At 63.3% G+C, this 17,419-nt stretch carries 17 protein-coding genes; 10 read left to right on the forward strand and 7 right to left on the reverse strand.

Features of this window, described 5'->3' with window-relative positions:
• Position 1: 1 nt before the first annotated feature.
• From FHT70_RS12370 to FHT70_RS12385, 4 genes are all read right to left on the reverse strand, one after another.
• Positions 2–1,342: an extracellular solute-binding protein gene (locus FHT70_RS12370; protein WP_183701391.1), complete on the reverse strand. Its 1,341-nt coding sequence runs from the start codon at positions 1,340–1,342 to the stop codon at positions 2–4.
• Between the two features lie 120 nt (positions 1,343–1,462).
• Positions 1,463–2,476 (reverse strand): SIS domain-containing protein, encoded by a 1,014-nt coding sequence (locus FHT70_RS12375; RefSeq protein ID WP_183701394.1) that lies wholly within the window; start codon positions 2,474–2,476, stop codon positions 1,463–1,465.
• A 274-nt stretch (positions 2,477–2,750) separates the two neighbouring features.
• Positions 2,751–3,782, reverse strand: a complete 1,032-nt coding sequence (locus FHT70_RS12380) for a LacI family DNA-binding transcriptional regulator (protein ID WP_183701397.1) — start codon at positions 3,780–3,782, stop codon at positions 2,751–2,753.
• A gap of 137 nt (positions 3,783–3,919) precedes the next feature.
• Entirely contained in the window at positions 3,920–4,816 is an 897-nt protein-coding gene (locus tag FHT70_RS12385; RefSeq protein ID WP_183701400.1) for a GGDEF domain-containing protein, read from the reverse strand.
• Positions 4,817–5,169: 353 nt separating this feature from the next.
• Between FHT70_RS12385 and FHT70_RS12390 the strand changes: the two genes are divergently transcribed.
• Positions 5,170–7,782 (forward strand): AMP-binding protein, encoded by a 2,613-nt coding sequence (locus FHT70_RS12390; RefSeq protein WP_183701403.1) that lies wholly within the window; start codon positions 5,170–5,172, stop codon positions 7,780–7,782.
• 85 nt (positions 7,783–7,867) lie between these two features.
• Here FHT70_RS12390 and FHT70_RS12395 read toward each other — a convergent pair whose 3' ends face one another.
• Positions 7,868–8,704, reverse strand: a complete 837-nt coding sequence (locus FHT70_RS12395; RefSeq protein ID WP_183701406.1) for a helix-turn-helix transcriptional regulator — start codon at positions 8,702–8,704, stop codon at positions 7,868–7,870.
• 95 nt (positions 8,705–8,799) lie between these two features.
• On the opposite strand from FHT70_RS12395, the gene FHT70_RS12400 reads away from it, so the two are divergent.
• Positions 8,800–9,051 carry a DUF1127 domain-containing protein gene (locus FHT70_RS12400; protein WP_097598925.1) on the forward strand — a complete coding sequence of 84 codons (252 nt, stop codon included), beginning with the start codon at positions 8,800–8,802 and terminating at the stop codon, positions 9,049–9,051.
• A 48-nt stretch (positions 9,052–9,099) separates the two neighbouring features.
• Entirely contained in the window at positions 9,100–9,834 is a 735-nt protein-coding gene (locus tag FHT70_RS12405; RefSeq protein WP_183701409.1) for a class I SAM-dependent methyltransferase, read from the forward strand.
• A gap of 62 nt (positions 9,835–9,896) precedes the next feature.
• On the opposite strand, the gene FHT70_RS12410 is transcribed toward FHT70_RS12405, so the two are convergent.
• A complete protein-coding gene (locus FHT70_RS12410; protein ID WP_246721816.1) occupies positions 9,897–11,051 on the reverse strand; it encodes an ATPase, T2SS/T4P/T4SS family in 1,155 nt (384 codons plus the stop codon).
• Positions 11,051–11,182 carry a hypothetical protein gene (locus tag FHT70_RS30580; protein WP_257784635.1) on the reverse strand — a complete coding sequence of 44 codons (132 nt, stop codon included), beginning with the start codon at positions 11,180–11,182 and terminating at the stop codon, positions 11,051–11,053. Before FHT70_RS30580 ends, FHT70_RS12410 begins: the two co-directional genes overlap by 1 nt.
• Before the next feature lie 509 nt (positions 11,183–11,691).
• On the opposite strand from FHT70_RS30580, the gene FHT70_RS12415 reads away from it, so the two are divergent.
• From FHT70_RS12415 to FHT70_RS12445, 7 genes are read left to right on the forward strand one after another with little or no spacing between them, the layout of a single operon-like run.
• On the forward strand, positions 11,692–11,895 hold the full coding sequence (locus tag FHT70_RS12415; RefSeq protein ID WP_018246152.1) for a hypothetical protein: 204 nt from the start codon (positions 11,692–11,694) through the stop codon (positions 11,893–11,895).
• Between the two features lie 14 nt (positions 11,896–11,909).
• A complete protein-coding gene (locus FHT70_RS12420) occupies positions 11,910–12,473 on the forward strand; it encodes an A24 family peptidase (protein WP_183701415.1) in 564 nt (187 codons plus the stop codon).
• A gap of 5 nt (positions 12,474–12,478) precedes the next feature.
• A complete protein-coding gene (locus tag FHT70_RS12425) occupies positions 12,479–13,276 on the forward strand; it encodes a TadE/TadG family type IV pilus assembly protein (RefSeq protein WP_183701418.1) in 798 nt (265 codons plus the stop codon).
• Positions 13,273–14,916 carry a Tad domain-containing protein gene (locus tag FHT70_RS12430; protein ID WP_183701421.1) on the forward strand — a complete coding sequence of 548 codons (1,644 nt, stop codon included), beginning with the start codon at positions 13,273–13,275 and terminating at the stop codon, positions 14,914–14,916. The genes FHT70_RS12425 and FHT70_RS12430 overlap by 4 nt, the downstream gene beginning before the upstream one ends.
• Entirely contained in the window at positions 14,888–15,568 is a 681-nt protein-coding gene (locus tag FHT70_RS12435) for a pilus assembly protein (RefSeq protein ID WP_183701424.1), read from the forward strand. Before FHT70_RS12430 ends, FHT70_RS12435 begins: the two co-directional genes overlap by 29 nt.
• A 1-nt stretch (position 15,569) precedes the next feature.
• Positions 15,570–16,481 (forward strand): hypothetical protein, encoded by a 912-nt coding sequence (locus FHT70_RS12440; protein WP_183701428.1) that lies wholly within the window; start codon positions 15,570–15,572, stop codon positions 16,479–16,481.
• Positions 16,478–17,416, forward strand: a complete 939-nt coding sequence (locus FHT70_RS12445; protein ID WP_085780996.1) for an RcpC/CpaB family pilus assembly protein — start codon at positions 16,478–16,480, stop codon at positions 17,414–17,416. The genes FHT70_RS12440 and FHT70_RS12445 overlap by 4 nt, the downstream gene beginning before the upstream one ends.
• Positions 17,417–17,419 lie beyond the last annotated feature (3 nt).

Raw genomic sequence — 17,419 nt, forward strand, 5'->3', positions numbered from 1 at the left:
GTCATTGCCCGGCGGCAGCCGCGGCGGCTTTGCGAACGGAAGCGAGAAGATCTTCCGCCGACATGGAGCCGCCGGCGAAGGCCTGCAGACCGGAAAGCCAGGCAGCGGCGACACGCGGATGGTTGACCGTGTCGAGCCACGGCATGAGATAGCTTGCCTTGGCGATCTCCTCCATGCCTTCGGCGACATTGGGATTGATCCTGCTCTTGTCCGCGCCGCCGATCACGGCGCTCGGCTGGCCATAGGGCGGCGCCGACAGCGTCCTGCCGTTTTCCTGGGTGGTGAGGAACTTCAGGAAGTCGATCGCCAGGGGAACGTTCTTCGCCTTGGCATTGACCATGTAACCCTCGGGCGCGCCTTCGAGCGCGGTGGCCGAGCCCTTGCCATCACTCGGAGCCGGCAGCTTGAAAAAGCCGAACTCCTCCGGCTTCAGGGCGGTTTCCTTGGTCGCGGCCTGATCGAATTCGATGATCTCCTGGTAGTACATGGCCGCCTTCTTGTCGCTCATCGACTGGAGTGCGGTCTGGTAGGAGAGGCCGTTGACCTGGGCGCCGCCGGCGCAGCGCTCCTGAAGCGAGTGGTACTGCCCGAGCGCCGCGACATAGCCGGGATGATCGAACGTCGCCGTCTTCGGGTTGAAATCGTGCTCCAGCGTCTCGGTCGGCACGTTATAGGCCAGCAACTGCCCGAGATAATGGACGAGCGGCCAGGATTCCTTGTTGCCGATCGCGATCGGAACGACGCCCGAACCCTTCAGCGCATCGCAGGCCTTCAACAGCGCGTCGAAATCCTTCGGCGGCTCGATGCCGAGATCGGCGAACATCTCCTTGTTGTAGCCCATGAATTTCGCATCGAGGTAAAGCGGCACACCGAAATATTTGCCGTTATACGAAAAGGCCTTCACGGCCGCCGGGCTCAGCGCCTTGCCCCATTCGGTCTCCGGCCCAATGACCTTGGACAAATCGACGGCGCGATTGCCGCGGATGAAGTTCTCGCCCCAGGTCCCCGTCCAGGAGAAATAAATGTCCGGCAGCGAGTTCGAGGCGACCAGCGTCTTGGTCTTTCCCTTGATGCTGTCGTCGTTCTCCTGGATGAGCTCTATCTTCACGCCGGGATGCTGCGCCTCATAGGCCTTGGCGACATTGACGAAATAGGGGGAAAGCAGCTGCAGGCCGAACTTGGTCAGGATCGTCAGCTTGCCGCTGTAGTCGACCTTGGCGGCCGGATCGGCAACCGGCGCATCGCCGGCCGCAGAGGCTGTCGCCGGGAAGGCTCCCCAGGAAATCGAGATGACCGATACTGCCGCAATTATCGCAGCAGTGGAGTGGATGGACCGTTGCATGTTTCATTCCCCTTTTGCTTGTTGATCGTGCGGTAGATCGCGGCGTCCTTCCGCCACCCGCCGGTGCGAAGCGGCGAGCCACTTTCGCCGCTGACGGGCGAAGAGGCTCGCCGCAAGGCATCAGTACTCGACCCGCTTGTAGTAGCGGCGAGTGGTCAGCGGGTGCTGGCGCAGCACCTCGAGATGGGCGCTCAGCCGCTCCAGCAGGGTGGCGAGGACGACCGGCGAGATCAGACTGCGGACCTGCGGCGAAATGCCGGGAAGGGCGACCGATGCGGAATCGAGGATCCAGACCTTGTCCGTGTAGCGATGGACGAAGCGCTCGACCCGCTCGCCGAGCGGCCGCAGCGCATCCTCGCCCTTGAACAGGAACACGCTGACGCCCGGCTCGACCAGTTCCAGCGTGCCGTGGAAGAAATCGGCGGCATGAACGGGCCGCGTGCGGATCCACTGCATTTCTTCCAGGATGCACATTCCGTAATAATGCGCCTCCGGCCAGACCGAGCCGGCGCCGGTGAAGATATGGTATGACTCGTCCTTGATGGACTGGGCGAGTTTCGCCGCCTCGTCTTCATAGGCGGCCTTGGCCTCTGCGAGCAGCCCGGGCAGCCTTTTCAGCTCGGAAACGATTGCGTCGAAATTCGCGATCCTGCCTGTTTCGGCCAGGAGCGCCAGGACGATGATCATAGTCTGCAGGTAGAAGGACTCCGACGACGTGTCGTCTTCGGCGAAGTTGGTATAGGTGTGATCGGCCTGCTGCGCGAGGGGCGTGTCGGCATGGCCGGTGAGCGTCAACAAGCGCACGCCGCGTTCCTTGAGGAAAGGCAGAAGCGCGACGCTCTCCTTGGTGGTGCCCGACAATGACGGCATCACCACCAGCGCCTTTTCGTTGAGGCCGGCCGGCGGATCGAGGATCACCTGGGCCGGGAAGCAGGCCGAGACCGGAAAGGTCGTATGGCGGGCGGCGAGCTCGATCGCAGGAAAGGTCAGGAGCTGCACGCCGCCGGTGCCCATGAAGTAAAGCCGCTCGATCCCGGCATCGAGCAGTTCGCGCATCAGCGGGCGGATCCAGTCTGCAATCGCAACGGCGCCCGTCTGGATCTTCAGGAAGCGGGCTTGGTCAAAGTTCAACATTCGGGTCCCTTGTCTGTCAGTAGTAAGCACGCACACGTCCCCCACTTCAGGCGGCGGACTGCGGCGCGCAGCATGCAGTCGCCAATTCAAATGTGATATCGGTCTCACACGAAGATCAAAGGAAAGACCGGCCGCTCCTCGGGAGTGATGAGAGATCGATCTCACACGCGAATTAATGCATGGTCCGGCCGGCATGGCAAGCCAATTTTTGCAGAAATTTCATCTGATGCTGGAAAGAGCCTGTCGCGGACAAGCCAGGAGAGGCGCGGGCAGATCAGCGTCCCGGCGTGCGGGACGGCCGGGAGACGGAGCCGCGCACGACCAGGCGCGTCGGGAACTGCTCCCTGTGCGGCGGCTCCCGACTGCCGTTGATCCGCTGTATCAGCAGCTTCACCGCGAGCGGGCCGATCTGCGCGATCGGCTGCGCCACGACGGTGATCTGCGGGTCGGTGAAAGTGGCGAGGTTGAAGTCGTCGAAGCCGACCAGGGAAACGGCATGCGGCACGGCAAGGCCCATCGAGCGCAGCCCGAGAAGCGCCCCCTGGGTCATGAGGCTGTCGACGGTGAAGACCGCTGTCGGGCGCGACGGCCGGCTGAACAGCCGGATGGTGGCATCGATCGCATATTCCACCGTCGATCGTGATACGATGATCAGTGATTCGTCCACCTCGATGCCATGGCTCTGCAGCGCCTGGATATAGCCGGCGAGACGGCCGCGGGCGGTCGTGATGCGGGAATCGTCCTGAATGAGGCCGATGCGGCGATGGCCGTTGGCGATCAGATAGCTGACGGCCTCGCGGGCGCCGCCCTCATTGTCGACGGTGACGCTGTCACAGGCAAGATGCGGCAAAGCGCGGTCGATGAGGACGAGCGGCGTTCCCTCACGCACCAGCCCGACCAGGTGCTCCTTGTTGTCGGCCGAGGTCGGCGCGACGATGAAGCCGCGCACATTGAGGGACCTCAGGCTTTCGAGCAGTTCCACCTCCTGCTCCGGATCCTCCTCGCTGCTGGCGATCAGCAGGTTGTGGCGAAAGGCGCGCAGATCGACATCGACATCATGGGCGATCCGGGCAAAAAACGGATTCTGGATATCGCCCGGCATGAAGCCGATGAGCGGCAATTGCCCTCGCCGCAGGGCCTGCGCCACGCGATTGCTGCGATAGCCGAGCCGATCGGCCGCCGCCAGCACACGCTCTGCCGCGTCTCCGCCGACATAGCCGTAACCGTTCAATGCGCGGGCGGCGGTCGCGCGCGACACGTTCGCGGCGCGCGCAACGTCTATCAGCGTCACTGCCTTTGGCGCCACTTCCCTCGGTCCCCGCTGGATCTTGTCCGGCCTTCAAGCCAGGATGACGCCTAGCAGAGGACGCCCGACCAATTCAAGAGCGACATCGGGAATGCGCACCGGCCAGACCCGCTCGGCGGGACCTCGGACATCGTATCCTACGCCGCCCTTACCCTATCCCGGCCGCTCATCTTCGCATCATACAACGCCTGGTCGGCCCGCCGGTAAAGCTCGGATGCACTGTCCGTCGGCACACACGCGGCGATGCCGGCGGAACAGGTGTAGCTGAAGTCGGGCGAGTCCGGCAGCGGCCTGGAGAAGCGGATCACCGTCAGCATGCGCTCGACCATGGCAAGCGCGTCTTCCGGGCCGGTGGCCGGCATGACGAGGAGGAATTCTTCGCCGCCGACCCGGCCGAAGCAATCGTTGCGGCGGACATTCTGGTGGATGCGGTGGGCGAAATCGCGCAGCACCAGATCGCCGGCGTGGTGGCCGAGCCGGTCGTTGATGCGTTTGAAATTGTCGATGTCGAAGACGGCGAGGCAGCCGCTGCTGCCATGCCGGGCGGCTTCAAGCATGTCTTCGACGCGCGCCATGACGAAGCGGCGGTTGGCGACGCCGGTCAGTTCGTCGGTGTAGGAGGCCTTGATCGCCTGGTCGCGATCCTGCCGGACAGTGCGGCCATGGACCTTGAGACGGGTGATGTCGCTGGCGATGCAGAGCATCCAGCCGTTACTCTGCACCGCCTCGGTCATCCATAGCCAGCGGCCGTCGGCAAGATCCGTCTCGAAGGCGCGATAGCCGATCTTGCCGCGGCGCGACTGGGTGGAGCGCAGCCATTCCTCGAAATTGTCGGTGCGGATGACGGTGCCGCGGCCGAGCTCGAAATTGCGCCGCATCAGATCCGGCCAGAGCGGCGTTTCCGCCGGCTCGATGAAATAGGCGGAGCGGAAAGCGGTGTTGGCATAGCGCAGCCGGTCATCGCCATCATAGACCGCCATCAGCGTTTCCGTCTGTGCGGAAAGATGGAGAAGCTGTTCGATTGTCTCGTCCATAAAGCACCCTGTCTGGTTGCCCCGGCAAGAGATGGCGCAGAAATCCTATGAGAAAAGAGCCGCCCGGCAAGCAAAGGCGCTTGCCGTGATTACGGAAACGTCAACACGCGCCATCGCCGCTGGTGATCGGACATCGGCTGCAACTGTATCGGCGCGCAAGCCATCCGATGCTGCAAGGCTGGGTCTCCCGCCGCGGTGAAACGGCCGCCGCGGTGGTGACGACACCGCTCCCCAGCGCGTGCGAGGACCGCAGCAGTTGGCGCGGCGCAGATATGCACCTGGAAATTAGTTGACTGCTATAGTCAAGGATTATACGCGCTTCGGCCAGTTTTCTGCCAATCCGAAGCGTCAGCATGATCCCCGCCAACCTGTTTTCCGAAATCGCTCGCGCCGATGATCGCCCTGCCCTTGTCTTTGCCGACGGGCGGACGCTCTCCTACGCCGACCTCAACACCCGGACGCGGCGCTTTGCCGAGCGGCTGGGAGGCGGGGAAAAGCGGCTCGTGGCGATCGCGGCCGAGATCTCGGAACATGCGATCGTCGCCTATCTCGGCGCCTTGTCCGCCGGCCATGCGGTGGCGATGTTGTCGCCCTGCGACGACAGGATGTGGCGAGAGTTTCTGGCGGCCTTTCAGCCCGACTTCACCTACCGCCCGGCCGATGGCCGCTGGCGGCTCGTGGAGGAAAGCCGGCTCGGGCAAAGTGCTGCGCCGCTGCATCCGGATCTCGCTCTGCTGCTGATGACATCGGGCAGTTCGGGGCTGGCGAAGGCCGTTCGCCTCTCCCATGCCAATCTTGACGCCAATGCCCGCTCGATCGCTTCCTATCTCGAGCTCTCCCCTGCCGATAGAACCGCGCTCGTCCTGCCGCTTCACTATTCCTACGGTCTCTCCGTCCTCCATTCGCATCTGGTTGCCGGCGGCAGCATCTTCATGCCGGGAGTCTCCGTGGTCAGCGAGGATTTCGCAAGGCTGCTCGGCGAAAGCGGCTGCACCAATCTTTCGGGCGTGCCCTATTCCTATGAGCTGATGGAAAAGACCGGTTTCCGGACGAACGCGCTGAAGGCGCTGCGCTTCATGACGGTGGCGGGCGGCCGGCTGGCGCCCGAACTCATCCGCCTCTACCGTGATCATATGCGCGCCAATAGCGGCCGCTTCTTCGTCATGTACGGCCAGACCGAGGCCGCCGCCCGCATCTCCTTCGTGCCGCCGGAGAGCCTGGGCGATCATGAAGAGCGGATCGGCATCGCCATTCCCGGCGGCAGCCTCAGCCTCGTTGGCGATGACGGGCGTCCGCTCGACCGGTCCGGTGTTGCCGGAGAACTCGTCTATGCCGGCCCCAACGTGATGATGGGCTATGGCGCCGATCGCGCCGATCTTCAGCGGGGGGCCGAGGTCGCGGCATTGATGACCGGCGACATCGCCATGCGCGACGAGGACGGTTTCTACCGGATCGTCGGGCGCAAGAGCCGTTTTGCCAAGGTTGCGGGGCTGCGCATCGGCTTCGACATCATGGAGCAGGTGCTGGCCGAAGCGGGGGTTGCCGCTGCCGTCGTCGGCGACGATCACGGTCTGCAGGCCTATGTGAGCGATGCACGTGAGGCCGACCGGGCGCTCCAGGTGCTGGTCGAGGCGAGCCATGTTCCGGCGAACCTGGTTAGCGTCAGGGCGCGAAGCGCGCTGCCGAGGCTTGCCTCCGGCAAGATCGACTATGCGGCCCTGAGCGCTGAGATGCTGGCGGCGCGCGAGACGAGCCGTGCGGCCGTGCTCAGCGTGCTCGATGCCTATGCGGGGGTGTTCTACCCCCACACGGTCAGCCGCAACGACAGCTTCGTCTCGCTCGGCGGCGATTCGCTGCGCTTCCTGCAATTGACGATGGCGCTCGACCGGCTTGGCGTCGAGCTGCCGGAAGGCTGGGAGCAGCGGCGGATCGCCGAGATTGATATCGGCCCGCGGGACGCCGCGTCCGGCCGGAGCGCAGAGTTGAGGGCGCTGCCGACCGATCTGGTTCTGAGGGCGATCGCCATTCTGCTCGTCGTCATCCATCACGAGATGCTCTGGCCGATTCCCGGCGGATCGGGCGTGATGCTGCTCCTCGTCGGTTTCAGCCTGGCGCGCTTTCAATCGGGCCATTTCCTCGGCGGCAATTTCCGCCATGCGCTGCGGCCTGCCATCAATGTCCTCATTCCCTATTTCCTGATCGTCGCCGGCTATGGGCTCGCCTGGCAGACCATTCCCTGGGCCTCGGTCACGCTGACCGGCAATTTCGGCTATGCCGAGCCGGAGCGTCACGAGATGCTTCCCTATCTCTACTGGTTCATCGAAGCCTATGCGCAGACGCTCCTCGTCTTCTCCCTTGTCTTCGCCGTGCCTGCGGTGCGCAGGCTCGCGCGGGCGCACCCCTTCGCCTTCTCGCTGGCGCTGCTGGCGCTCGCGGTTACGGCGCGGTATTCGCTGCCGCACGTCTTCGATATCGGCCAGCGGCAGATTTTCACGATCTACTGGGGCCTGCATCTCGGCGTTTTCGGCTGGTGCGCGGGGCTCACCGGCCGACCGGCGCAACGGATCATCCTGACGGCCGTTGCCGCCGCCGTGCTCGGTTATCTCGCCTTCTGGGAAACGCTCTGGATCGGCACAACGGTCAAATATCTGACGATCTTCGCCGCGCTGATGGCGCTTCTCTATCTGCCGCGCATTCCCCTGCCCGTGCGGCTGGGGCGCCTGGTGACGCTGATTGCCGTCTCCGCCTTTCCGACCTACCTGCTGCACCGCTTCGTGCCGGAACTGCTGATGCCAGAGGCCGCCGCCGTGCTGCCGGCGCCGCTCTTTCATCTGCTGGCGATATCAGGCGGCCTGGCGCTCGGCGTCATCGCCAACAGAACCGCAGCCGAGCTTCGCAACCTGCTGGGCGGCATAGCGATGACCCGCGGCACGGGCGGGCGGGTCATGGCGGCGGAGACGGCCTGAGCCGTTTTCGATGCGTCTTTGGAGACAGTGTCCGATGGCCTTCAGGCGATGATTCTGGCTTTGCCGTTTTGCGCCAGCGGACGCGTCATTGCGCCGGCCGCGCGGAAGCTCCGACACCATGACCCGGAAAGGCTCCCTGGAAATATTGTCCGGGAGAGACACCGAAGGCCGTCCTGAACACCGCAATGAAGGCGCTGGGGCCCGAGTAGCCGAGCGAGAAGGCGATATCGCCGACGCTTCGGCCGGCGGCGAGCCACTCCACTGCTTTGAGGAGTTTCGCCTGCTGACGCCAGGCGCGGAAACTCATGCCGGTCTCGGATTGGAAGTGGCGCTGAAAGCTACGGGCGGACATGGCCGCACGCGAGACAAGTTCATCGAGTGGCCAATCGGCACCCGGTTCGTTGCGAATGTCCGAAGCAATGCTCCGGAGGCGTTCGGATGCCGGCGAGGGAAGCGACAGCGGCGCGACCGCACTCGTCTGAAGCTGGTCGAGAATGACGGCGACGAGCCGTTCGGCACGCGCACTGCCGGCGTCCGCGCGCGGTATTTCCAGGAAGGCCAGGATCAGTTCGCGCAGGAGCGGCGTCGTACCGATCACTGAGACCTCGGAGGGCAAGTTCACGACCGCGTCGGGCCGGAAGAAGAGGTAGCTGCGCTCCGTCTCCTGCAGGTATGTCACTTCGTGCAGGACGCCTGAGGGCACGAATACGGCACGTTCAGGCGGAACGATGAAGTAGCCCCGCTCGGTCTCCAGCCGTAGCGAACCGCGCACGATCTGAAAGAGCTGGGCGCGGTGGTGCACGTGGAAAGAATAGGTTCGCCCGGCGGGCTCTGCTCCGCCCTGGGCGACGGCGGTGTGCGGATAATCTCCAAATGCGTCTTCCGGCAGATGAACATTGGTCAGGTTGTCGCGGGCAATCATGGCGTCTCACGGACATAATTTGACAGACTACCGATAACACGTCGGATGGCAGTTCACTAGATTGATATCACCGCAACACAACTTGGACGTAGGTTATGACATTCGAACTCCGGCACATTGAAATCTCGGATCGTTTTGCTCCCAGCCTTCTGACGAAGATGGCAGCTTTGCGGTTTGCAGCGCCCGCCCTCCTTCGCTGGTGGCAAAGGCGCGAAACGGAACAGGCACTCCAGTGGCTGTCGGACCGCGATCTGGAAGACATAGGCGTCGCCCGCCACGAGATTGGCGAGCTGGCGCGATCGCTAGGACCAATTGATGCCTTGCCCGCGAAGCGGCGGGCAAGGTGATCGCACGACCGGTCCTCAGGCGACCGCTATCAGAGAGGTAAGCAAGAGATGCATGACGATGGTTTTTTTGACGATGAGGTCGCGGCTACCTACGACGATGCTGACGGCATCTCGGCCCCGGAGGTCGTTGATCCGGCGGTCGATCTCCTGGCCGAGGTCGCAGGCGGCGGGCGGGTGCTCGAATTCGCGATCGGAACCGGGCGCCTGGCGCTGCCTCTTGCGCGGAAAGGGGTGGAGGTAGAAGGCATCGAGCTTTCGAAAGCGATGGTGTCTCGCCTTCGCGCCAAAGAGGGCGGCGCGGACATTCCGGTGGTGATCGGCGACATGGCGACAACCCGTGTCGAGCGACGCTTTTCCCTGGTTTATCTCGCTTTCAACACGATCAACAATCTGACGTCGCAGGAAGCCCAGGTCGCCTGCTTTTTGAACGCGGCCGCGCATCTTGAAACTGGCGGGCGCTTCCTGATCGAGGTGGGCGTCCCGCCGCTTCAGCGGCTTCCGCTCGGCGAGACGATCCTGGCGTTCGACCGCAGCGAGACGCATTGGGGCGTCGATGAGTACGACGTGGTAAGCCAGAACTTCACGTCCCATCACATCCGGATGCGGGACGGAAACTACAGGCAGTTCGCGGTCCCGTTTCGTTATGCCTGGCCAGCGGAGTTCGACCTTATGGCGCGGCTGGCCGGCCTGAAACTCGAAGACCGATGGGGCGGCTGGAAAAAGGAGCCGTTCACAAAGGTCAGCGATCGACATGTCTCGGTTTGGCAAAAGATCGCAGGTTAGGCCAGGAGATGAACGGCGAGGTCGCTCGCGATCGTGTCGAGCTCGGCCGGACCGATCCCGCTTTACTCAGGCCGGTGAGCGGTCGCCACCGGCTTCATCCAGCTGGGGAGCTCCGCTTGGCTGCTTCCCAGCTCCTCAAAGGCTTCTATGGCGAAGCTCGGCACGGCGCCTGTCCAGCGCAGCTCACCATCCGCGTCGGAATGGCCGCCGCCGTCGAGCTTGTAGATGCTCTCGACGATATACTGGCCCTCATCATTGAGGCCCTTGATTTCGGAAATTTCGATGACCCGCCGCCGCCCGGTGCGCTTGAACCGGGCGATCTGGACGACGACGTCGACGGCGGAAGCGATCTGCGAGCGCAGCGGCCGCAGCGGCATGTCGATATCCGACATCAGCGCCAGGGTTTCCAGGCGGTGCAGCGCGTCATAGGGCGTATTGGCATGCACGGTCGAAAGGCTGCCGCTATGGCCCGATGTCATTGCCTGGATCATATCGAGCGCTTCGCCGCCTCGGCACTCGCCGACGATGATGCGGTCCGGCCGCATTCTGAGCGAAGAGCGGAACAGCTCGCGAATGCTGGCGCCGCCGCGACCGAACCTGTCGGGCTTGGTGACTTCGAGATAGACGACGTGCTCCTTGCGGATCTGCAGTTCCGACGTGTCCTCGATGACGATGACACGCTCATGATCCGCAAAGGCCTCAGACAGCGCGTTCAGCATCGTCGTCTTGCCGGTGCCGGTGCCGCCTGAGATGATGACATTCTTCTGCAGCCCGACCGCCGCCTGCAGCAAGGACAGCGACTCCTCCGTCAGGCTGCCCTGAGTGACGAGGTCGCGAATGCTGCGATGTTCTCTCAGGAAGCGGCGGATGGAGATGCAGAGCCCGGTGCGGGCGGCAGGCGGCTGGATCATCTGCACGCGCGAACCGTCCGGCAGGCGGGCTTCGACGCTCGGTTCCTCCGGCGTCAGGCGCTTGCCTGAGAATTGCGCGATGCTGCGTGCCGCCGATTCCAGATCCTCGCGGCTGGCGAAGCGCGTATCGGCGCGTTCGAGCTTGCCTCGCCGTTCGACGAAGATGTCGGAGGTTCCGTTGATCAGGATTTCGGAAACGCTCGGATCCTCGAGCAGGAAGCGGATGGGCGCCAGGAGCTTGTCCAGCGCCCGGGTCAGAACCTGGAAGGTCGCCTGTTCGGCAGCGTCGTCGGAAACGGCTTTCATCAGAGCGGCATCCCGACAAGAACGGAGCTCATGCCGAACAGCGTTACCATCATCTGGACCGCAGTTGGAAAGAACAACATCAGTGGAATGAGGACCAATGCAAGTATCAAGACGCTGCTCATCGTTTCCATGGTTTTGTCTCCGGAACGACTGACGGGCCATAGCCAATATTGAAGACAAGCTTAATCCAGATCGGCAAGCAACGCCATGGGGGCGCCCTCGCTTGGCCTGCAGTATGGGCGCTGGCTTCTGTCTCGTCTATCACTTTGAAACCATTGACCAATAATGGAGCAGCTGACGAGATCAGCGAAAACCGCCTCACAACAGGCCTCACCCAAAAAAATTATAGCGTAATCAGCCCGTTAGCCTGACAACGCCACCGTCAACCGCATGTCTGCAGGAGACGCCTCCAAGACAATTGGAACCCTGCCTTCCGTTTGCTTGACGGAGGGCTGGCCTTGGGCGCACTCTTGGGTCTTAATGATGTTGCTCAACAAGCGTTGGCGACCGGGGAAGAAAAGCAGAAGCAGAAAAAATCATTGGAACGAGCAACGTGCTGGTTCGGATCGATGGCGTATGCTTGCTTCTTCTTCACCAAGGTCTTCGATCCGAAACAAACCATGGAACGAGGAATACGCAGATGTTTGGAAAACTCAAGACTCTCGCAATTGCACTTCACAAGGACGAACGCGGCGACATGGCCCAGATCGTGCTTGCCGTCGCCCTGATCGTCATTCCGCTGATGCTGCTCCTGCTCGCATTCGGCAAACAGATCGGCGAATGGTTCAACGAAAAGAACACGGCTCTCTCCGACGCCGAGAGAATTCCTGAGCCGGGTCAATAAGCGGGGTCGGTGTCATGGACATGACCTACGATCTGACCCTGATGCCAGCGGCGGCGGCTCTTGCCGTCGCCTGCGCCACGACCGCGGCGGTGTTCGATCACCGCCATGGTCAGATCCCGAACGCCATCACCTACCCCTGCCTGCTTGCCGGCTTCATGCTGGCAGCGATCAGCGGCGGCCTGGCGGGGATCGGCCTGGCTTTTGCCGGCCTCCTTGCCTCAGGCCTGATCTTCATCATCGCCTTCGCAGCCGGAGGCTGCGGCGGCGGTGACGTCAAGCTGATGGCGGCGCTCGGCGCCGTTCTCGGCCTCTGGTCCGCCATCGACGTGATGCTCGCATCGCTGATGATCGGCGGCATGATTGCGGTTTTGTCCATGGCGCGGCGGGTTCAATGGGGCGCGCTGGCGCGGACCGTCGGACTGTTCGCCCTGCTTCTGCCTGTCGGCATTCGAAGCGCCACTTCGGTGCTGAAGCCGCGCGAAACCCATCATACCGTCCGTTTCGGCGTCGCCGCCGCTCTCGGACTTCTCTGGTGCCTGTTCATGCCTGATTTCACCCCTCTTGCCCTCGTGAGGTAACGACAATGCGCGCGGAACTCGAACGCCCCACTTTCGACGGTGCTTTCTGGAGTTCGATCCTGCACTCGCGGACCTTCTGGATCCCTCAGGATCATGGCGCGCTTCTCGGCACCTTCGCGATCGCCATGCTGTTGCTAATCTCGATGCTGCTGCTGCCGCGGCTTTCCGCCCGCCGGCGGCGGATATCGGAGCTTCATGGCGATATGTCAGGCAGCACGACGATGATGGATTTCGTGCTGGTCACGCCAATCTTCGTCTTTTTCATGTTCGTGGTTTTCCAGTTCACGATCCTGGCGAAGAACCATCTCTTCACTCATTATGCCGCCTATGCGGCGGCCCGCAGCGCCCGCGTCTATTTCTGCCCGGCCCTGCCGATCACCATCCACAGCTTCATCGGTCCCAAGACCTGCGATAACGACGCTGCAGCGGGCAAGGCCGATCTTGCCGCCCGCCTGGCGCTGATCCCGGCCGCTCCCTACGACCAGCTGAAATGCGTCGGCGCCTGCCAGCCGCCGGAGGAGGCGCTGAAGAGCCTTGCCGACGCCTCGGGCCTTTCGAAGAACTGGCGCGCCATGCGCAACCAGGCGCGCTACATGTTCGACCCGCAGAACGTCACGGTCACCGTCGATCGCGCCCCGATGGCGCTCTATGCCGCCATCAACCGCTCGCCGCATGTGCCCGTCACCGCCAGGGTCGAAGCGCGTTTCCTGCTGCTCGAATATGCCGGCTGGGTCTTTGCCCGCGGCCAGCGGAAGGACGGGCGCTACTACACGATTTCGACGGCGGAGGTGAACCTGTTATGACACCGTCCTTCATCCATCGCCTGCACCGCGACCAGCGCGGCTTCCTGTCTCCGATCATCCTCTACATGACGATCGCGCTGGCGCTGATGATCGTCTGGATCCTGAACACCGGGCAGATGATATACGACAAGCAGCGCACGCAGGATACCGCCGATGCCGCCGCACTCGTCCATGCCGACTGGGAGGCGCGTTATCTCAACATCATGGCGATGAACAATGTCGCCTCCTCGCAGGCAACCGTGGTCATGGCGACCTCGGTCGCCTATCAGCTGACCACCGCGGAACTGGCCCTGCGCTCGGCCGCCATTCTGGCGAAACTCGCTCAATATTCCTTCACCGAAGGCTTCGGACCGGCATCGCTCCTGCCGCCGCTGCCGCCGATGCCCTACTGCCCCGGCTGGCAGAAGGTTCCGATCGTCGGCGGCATCATCTACGGCGCTTGCCTGGCATTCCAGGGATTCCGGGCGACCGAAGCCACCAAGGCGATCGCCTATACGGTGGCGGCGCAGGTCAAATACGATCCGCTGGGTCTGATCAATAAGTCCAGCGACATCATCGACGCGATGAACGATCTAAACGACTATCTGGTCGAAAGCTTTCCCGAGCGGGTCGGCAACGACGCCTTGCATCTGGTTCGTTTAAACAAGTCGGATCACGTCGTCTTCCATCCGCCCTGCGAATCCTGCGGTCAGGCCGGAGAAGGCGCCGGCGGCAACCTGCCGGTCGATCGCGACGGCGTCAATCCAGCCGCCGCCTATACGGAAATGTGCCTTGCCATGTCCTCTGGTACCCAGGGACAGGATCCGTTCCTGATGCGCGGCGAATACGCCAATCGCGGCTTCCCCAACGGCAAGGGTCCTTTGACGGCAGGCGGCGTCGACGGCAGCCATATCCGCGACTGGGTCAACCACGAGAGCGGCATCGACGATCAGCTGGTGGAGTTCTACATCTTCTACGAAGCCTTTGGGCCGGCCTATCTGAGCAAGGTCCCGTTCAAGGCGATTGTCGAGCAATATGCCGGCGATCTCAGCTGGTGGCAGGAACTGGCGCTCGATGCCAGCTTCTGGATCGCCGACAAGGTCTTCGGCGTCGGCTTCGGCATCACCAACCCCTTCCAGCTGCCGATCGACGTGCCGCCGCGCTACTCCGACTCGCAGACAAAGGACGAGAACGACTTCACCCGCAAGTTCGACATGATCTGGAACCAGGTCTGCGGCCCGGGGGGCGGGGCGATCTCGGTGACCGGCGTCAGTCTGCCGCTTCTCTCCTTTCCGAAGCCCTACTGGCTGAAGGGACGCATTCCCTTCAACTTCACGCCCTTCGGCGGCGACCAGCTCACCGACTACCAGACGCTGGCGATCGTTTCGCGGGCGCCGCGCGCCAGGCTCCAGGTTCGCCTGTTCAAGGACAAGACGCCGTCCGCTTATGCGCTCGCGCAGAGCTGGGTCCATAATTACACGGCCTTCGATCTCTACACGCAGGACTGGCTTGCCTCGCTGGCGCCGGCGACACTCGCCGACGATATCGGCGCTGTTTCTGGCACCATCAAGCAAAGCCCGGCCGCTGACAGTTTCACCGGCCTGACGCGCGTCTTCGACCAGGGAGGAGCCAATGCCTGGGCTGCCGTCAACACACACTGAGCAAGCCGGTGACGCTCCGGCCGGCGGGTTCATGATGCGGCTGCACCGCGACCGGCGCGGTCTTGCCTCGATCGAATTCGTGCTCGCCGCGCCGGTTATCCTGCTGATCGTGATCTTCGTCATTCACGCCAACAAGATCTCCACCAAGAAGGTCGCGACCATGCTTGCCATGCGCAATGCCGCCTTCGCCGAGGCGAGCGGCCTGAATTGCACCTCTGATTTCTCCAACGTTTTCCCGATCCCGGCCTTGCCGGCCCTGCCCGGGGGAGACGCGATCAACTGCTCGCGCACCCCTTCGCATGAAGGCGACGGCGATCCTCAGCGGACCTTTATCTGGGATGACGTGCAGAAAACCCTCAAAGGCAATGGTCGCGACTTCGGCGATATGGTCGGCGAGCTTGCCGACGAGAAGCCGCAGCTCGTCACCGCGACCGCCGACCGCGTCTACAAGTTCAGGGATTCCGACGATCTCGACACCATCCGCAGCATCCGCTGGAAGGATGCGTTCACAGTCGACGACTCGACGCTGTTTATTTCGCACAACAACGATACCACGCGGCGCGGCTACGACCCGACGCTGCGCCGGGAGATCCGCGATGTGGCCAGCGATTCCGGCGATCTCTTCGACGGCGTCTTTCCGGGGGCGAAGTGACATGGCACAGCGATCACGCATCTCCGCTCATTTCCTCGGCACCGCCCTGATCGTCGGCCTCGCCGTGATGACGACACCGGGCCGCGCCGAGATCTACAAGGATATCCGGGTGACGCTGAATTCGATGCTGGCCGGCATCCTCGGGGCGCCGGAACGGGCGCCGCGTGATCTCGTCATCAACGGCCAGCCGCTCGAGTTCACGCCCTACCAGAGCGATCGCAGCATTGCCGATATTACCGACGAGTGGCTGCGGGTGCTGGCCGCCAATACCCGCCCCGCCATGCCGAAAAGCAGTGACCGGGAGGAACTGACCGCCGTCATCGCCGCCAACATGATGATCGTCCCGAAGGTGAGCCGCATCCGCGACGATCTCGCCGTTGTCGTGCGCTTCTTCGACGGCGACGGCGAGGCTGCGCTCGACTATATGAGAGAGCAGGATCCGAACGATCCCTCGGCGAGAGCGCCGATTCCGGGCGTCTCGATCATGATCCGCCGGCCTGCCGATGCGCCGATGACCGAAGTGCTGATGAGCCGCTTCGACAATGTCGCCGCCACGCTGCCGGCCTTCGCCGCCCCTGCCGATGTCGCCAAGCTGCCGACGTCGCTGCGTCCGCCGGCCGGCGTCGAGGTGTTGAGCGATATCGGCGACCATGACAAAGGCCATATGTCGCGCACGGTCGTGTCGAAGGGCACGCTCGCCGCCGCGCGCTGGTCCGATCAGCGCGCCGACCTGCTCGTCCGCGACGGCTTCACCATCGAAACGCCGCCGGAAGAGCGTGGCGGCGTCACCGCGCTTTACGGCCGGCGCGGCAGTGTCGAAGCCAATGTTCTCTACACCAGAAGCAAAACTGACGGCAGGACCGTTGAGGTCATTCAAATCAGGCAACCCTTCGTCGAAGGATTAACACCATGAACTGGAAGCTCATTGCCGCTGTCATCGTCGGGCTGATCACCGGCGTTCTGCTCTACTTCTGGACCGAGAGCGTCAAGAACGAGCAGGTGGCCTATGCCTTCATGCGGCTCCAGCCCGACAAGAAGGTGACGAGAGGACAGGCGATCACGCCGGACATGCTCGCCGAACCGGTGATGTTGCCGGAAAGCTTCGGGGCGCTCGCCAAGCTCGCCGTGCCTGCCGCCAGCGCCTATCAGGAATGGCTGAAGGACCGGACGGCGGCGGCCGACATTCCGGCCGGCTCGGTGCTGCTCTTCCAGTATTTCGACGATACCGACGGCGGTCGGCTGACGACGATGATCGCGCCCGGCAAGCGAGCGCTCACCCTGCCCGTCAATGCCGCCGAGGCCGTCGGCCATTTCGTCGAGCCGGGCAGCTATGTCGATATTCTCGGCACGGTCGACGAGCCGGTCGAACCGGTGGCTCCGCCCGCCGCGGTGCAGCCGGGAACGCCCGGGCAGCCACCGGCCGCACCCGGCCAGACGCCCGCCGCAACCACGCAGCCGCAGGCTCCGGCCCAGCCGCCCTCGCCGGTCGAGCAGATGCTGAAGAACTATCTCACCCAATATCCCGGCGCCGACGAGAACGACATCAACGCCTACCGGAAGCAGGCGCAGGACTACAAGCTCGGCATCAGCTCGCGCACCCGCGTCGTCACCCGCACCTTCCTGCAAAATGTCAAGGTGCTTGCCGTCGGGGCGGCGACCACGCCGGAAGGTGCGGTCACCAAGGCCAATAGCAGCTATAATCACGTGACGGTCGAAGTGACGCCGTCGGAAGCCGAGATGCTGATCTTCGCCATGGGCCAGGCGAATGGCAGCCTCAACCTCGTGCTGCGCAATCCGACGGACAATAGCGTCGAAGACCTGCCGAGCATCAACTGGACGCGCATGTGATCG

The sequence above is a fragment of the Rhizobium sp. BK049 genome (assembly GCF_014193135.1).
Taxonomy (GTDB): domain Bacteria; phylum Pseudomonadota; class Alphaproteobacteria; order Rhizobiales; family Rhizobiaceae; genus Rhizobium.

Coding starts and splice junctions, on each gene's coding strand:
- FHT70_RS12370 (WP_183701391.1), bottom strand. CDS start 1,342: ATGCAACGGTCCATCCACTCCACTGCTGCGATAATTGCGGCAGTATCG.
- FHT70_RS12375 (WP_183701394.1), bottom strand. CDS start 2,476: ATGTTGAACTTTGACCAAGCCCGCTTCCTGAAGATCCAGACGGGCGCC.
- FHT70_RS12385 (WP_183701400.1), bottom strand. CDS start 4,816: ATGGACGAGACAATCGAACAGCTTCTCCATCTTTCCGCACAGACGGAA.
- FHT70_RS12390 (WP_183701403.1), top strand. CDS start 5,170: ATGATCCCCGCCAACCTGTTTTCCGAAATCGCTCGCGCCGATGATCGC.
- FHT70_RS12395 (WP_183701406.1), bottom strand. CDS start 8,704: ATGATTGCCCGCGACAACCTGACCAATGTTCATCTGCCGGAAGACGCA.
- FHT70_RS12400 (WP_097598925.1), top strand. CDS start 8,800: ATGACATTCGAACTCCGGCACATTGAAATCTCGGATCGTTTTGCTCCC.
- FHT70_RS12405 (WP_183701409.1), top strand. CDS start 9,100: ATGCATGACGATGGTTTTTTTGACGATGAGGTCGCGGCTACCTACGAC.
- FHT70_RS12410 (WP_246721816.1), bottom strand. CDS start 11,051: ATGAAAGCCGTTTCCGACGACGCTGCCGAACAGGCGACCTTCCAGGTT.
- FHT70_RS30580 (WP_257784635.1), bottom strand. CDS start 11,182: ATGGAAACGATGAGCAGCGTCTTGATACTTGCATTGGTCCTCATTCCA.
- FHT70_RS12415 (WP_018246152.1), top strand. CDS start 11,692: ATGTTTGGAAAACTCAAGACTCTCGCAATTGCACTTCACAAGGACGAA.
- FHT70_RS12420 (WP_183701415.1), top strand. CDS start 11,910: ATGGACATGACCTACGATCTGACCCTGATGCCAGCGGCGGCGGCTCTT.
- FHT70_RS12425 (WP_183701418.1), top strand. CDS start 12,479: ATGCGCGCGGAACTCGAACGCCCCACTTTCGACGGTGCTTTCTGGAGT.
- FHT70_RS12430 (WP_183701421.1), top strand. CDS start 13,273: ATGACACCGTCCTTCATCCATCGCCTGCACCGCGACCAGCGCGGCTTC.
- FHT70_RS12435 (WP_183701424.1), top strand. CDS start 14,888: ATGCCTGGGCTGCCGTCAACACACACTGAGCAAGCCGGTGACGCTCCG.
- FHT70_RS12440 (WP_183701428.1), top strand. CDS start 15,570: ATGGCACAGCGATCACGCATCTCCGCTCATTTCCTCGGCACCGCCCTG.
- FHT70_RS12445 (WP_085780996.1), top strand. CDS start 16,478: ATGAACTGGAAGCTCATTGCCGCTGTCATCGTCGGGCTGATCACCGGC.